This is a genomic window from Mycobacterium sp., assembly GCF_049281135.1.
Classification (GTDB): Bacteria; Actinomycetota; Actinomycetes; order Mycobacteriales; family Mycobacteriaceae; genus Mycobacterium.
In genome coordinates this window covers 1-2,656 of record NZ_JBAPRN010000737.1, presented here as the reverse complement: position 1 = coordinate 2,656, position 2,656 = coordinate 1, and the positions used below count along the sequence as shown (strand labels likewise).

Here is a 2,656-nt window from a genome sequence, read left to right as displayed (position 1 = left end):
CTGCAGGATCGCACCGATCGCCGACACCGCCAGCCAACCGAGGCTGTGCTCGCCGAAATAAGACATGGCTCGGGCCACCGCCAGCGCGCCGGGGCGATCCGCCAACGCCGACTGCACGGCGACGAGTACGGCCACTTCGCCGCTCGGCGAAGCGGTTTCAGCCGTGATGTCGGCCATTGCCCGACACGTTGTTGTGGGCCGGCAACAACACCGTCTCCCATTTCTCCTTGCTGGACAGCACCGGTAACGCATCGCGGTAGGCGCGGCGCATCTCATCGAAGCGGCGCAGCAGCTGCCGTTGGCGGCGCAATGACTGCCACAACAGCGCGAACATCTTGTCCCGGTCACGCTGCCGGTATACGGCGCCGCGGCCGTCGGCCGTGGTGACGGTGGCACCGTCGAGGGTGGACAACCGGAACCACCGGGCGTCCTGGGTCGGCACGTTGAGTTGCGGGCGCTGATGATGGTCCGGCTCAGCCGCTTTGAGCTGGTGCAGCACTCCACGAATCAGCCGGTAGCCGATGGCCAGCGGATTCACCGGGGGCTTCATTTCGTAGTTCCGCTGCGACGGCGCCGGCAACTCGTCGGACGACGGCAACACCACCGCATCCGGGTACTGCTTGCGCATCTTATGTACCTCTGGCAGAGCGGATTCCAGGATCGAGAAGATGTGCTCGGGACCGGCGAGGAAGTCGTCGATCGCCTTGTTCTGGATGGCGACCGTCGAATACTCAAGGCAAGAAAGGTGTTTGAGCGTCGCCTTGAGGTGGCTACGGACCAGCCCCCGTACGTCACCGTCCCAGTGCATGGCCGCCACCACCAGCCGGTTGCGCAGATGGAAATAGGCCTGCCAATCGATGGCGTCGTCTTTGTCGCTCCACGCCATGTGCCAGATCGCAGCGCCCGGCAGCGTCGCAGTCGGATAGCCGTGCTCGGCGGCGCGCAGCCCGTAATCGGCGTCGTCCCATTTGATGAACAGCGGCAATGGCTGACCGAGCTCCTCGGCCACGTGACGCGGGATCATGCAGGTCCACCAACCGTTGTAGTCGACGTCGATGCGCCGGTGCAGCAGCTGGCTGCGAGGGTTGTTGTCGCTCAACGGGTATTCGGCGAAATCGTGGTCGTATTCGGTGAACGGCGCCGCGGTCCACATGAAGTTCGCCCGGTCGACCATCTCGCCCATGATGTGCAGGTGCGACGGCTCCTGCAGATTGAGCATCTGGCCGCCGACCAGCATCGGCGCCTTGGCGAAGCGGTGCATGGCCAAGATCCGCAGAACGGTGTCCGACTGCAGCTCGATGTCGTCGTCCATGAACAGGATCTGCTGGCAGTCGGTGTTTTTCAGCGCTTCGTACATCACCCGGCTGTATCCGCCGGAGCCGCCGAGGTTGGGCTGGTCGTGGATCGACAGCCGATCGCCCAGCGCCTCAGCCGCAGCGGCGAAGTCGGGGTGATCGCGGACTTTGGACGTCCCCTGATCGGGCACGATTACTGCGCCGATCACCTTGTCCACCAACGGATCTGCGGTGAGTTCACGCAGGGCGTTGACGCAGTCGTTGGGTCGGTTGAAGGTCGGAATCCCGACCGCGACGTTCGCGACTCCTGGCGCGGGCTGGTCCGAATACCAACCGGCACTGCGCAATTCCACGTCGGTGTCGGTGGTGACGTCGAACCAGATCCATCCACCGTCCTCGAACGGATCGAGGCTGATCTGGAATTCCAGGATCTCCGGCACGCTGCTCGTCGCGGCGAAATTATGACCGTCGACGAAGATCCGGGCTCCGGTGGCCTTGGTGCGGTAGACGTCGACACGTCCCTTGCCGGTGAGCTCGGTACGCAGCACCACTGACGTGCACGTCGTCCAGCGCCGCCAGTAGCTGGCCGGGAACGCGTTGAAGTAGGTGGCGAACGACACCTCGGACTCGGCAGCGATCTGCAGCGACGTGCGGTCCGTCGCATGCGCACGCCGGGCATTGGTGGCCGACTCCTCCAGGTACAGCTTGCGTACGTCGAGCGGCTCGCCCGGACGCGGCAAGATGACGCGCGCCAGCAGACTCACCGCCTTACCGGATTGCTGGGTCGCGGCACGGTTTTCGTCGTCGACCGTGGTCTTACTCATCCCCGGGTGCTTCCTCTGCTGTTCTCGTCCAGCGGCGCACCGTCACGCAGGTGCGGCGCCAGGACGTTGTCGTACATATTCAATGCGCTGGCGATCGCCATGTGCATGTCGAGATACTGGTAGGTACCCAACCGTCCCCCGAAAAGTACCTTGGCCGAAGCGGTTTCGCTCGCAGCCCGGTTACGGTACGCGGCCAGCACCGCGCGGTCGGACTCGGTGTTGATCGGGTAGTACGGCTCGTCGTCCTGCTCGGCGAACCGGGAGTACTCCCGCATGATCACCGTCTTGTCGGCGGGGTAATCCCGCTCCGGGTGGAAATGGCGGAACTCGTGGATGCGGGTGTAGGGCACGTCGGCGTCGTTGTAGTTCATCACCGGGGTGCCCTGGAAATCGCCTGTTGGCAACACGTCGAGCTCGAAATCCAAAGTGCGCCAGCCCAGGTGGCCATCCGCATAGTCGAAGTAACGGTCCAACGGACCGGTGTAGACCACCGGAGCGTCCGGGCTGGCTGCGCGTAGTTCGTCGCGGACGTCGAAC

The 2,656-nt window shown here is 64.3% G+C and carries 2 protein-coding genes and 1 pseudogene; all 3 read right to left on the bottom strand.

From position 1 onward, the window contains the following. Positions 1-177: pseudogene (locus WAN02_RS29355) on the bottom strand (phosphatase PAP2 family protein); the annotation flags it as partial. Beyond that, positions 158-2,119: a glycosyltransferase gene (locus tag WAN02_RS29350; protein ID WP_422268902.1), complete on the bottom strand. Its 1,962-nt coding sequence runs from the start codon at positions 2,117-2,119 to the stop codon at positions 158-160. The gene WAN02_RS29350 and the pseudogene WAN02_RS29355, both read right to left, overlap by 20 nt. After that, the coding region (locus tag WAN02_RS29345) for a UDP-galactopyranose mutase (protein WP_422268901.1) at positions 2,116-2,656 on the bottom strand (541 nt) is incomplete at its 5' end. The genes WAN02_RS29345 and WAN02_RS29350, both read right to left, overlap by 4 nt.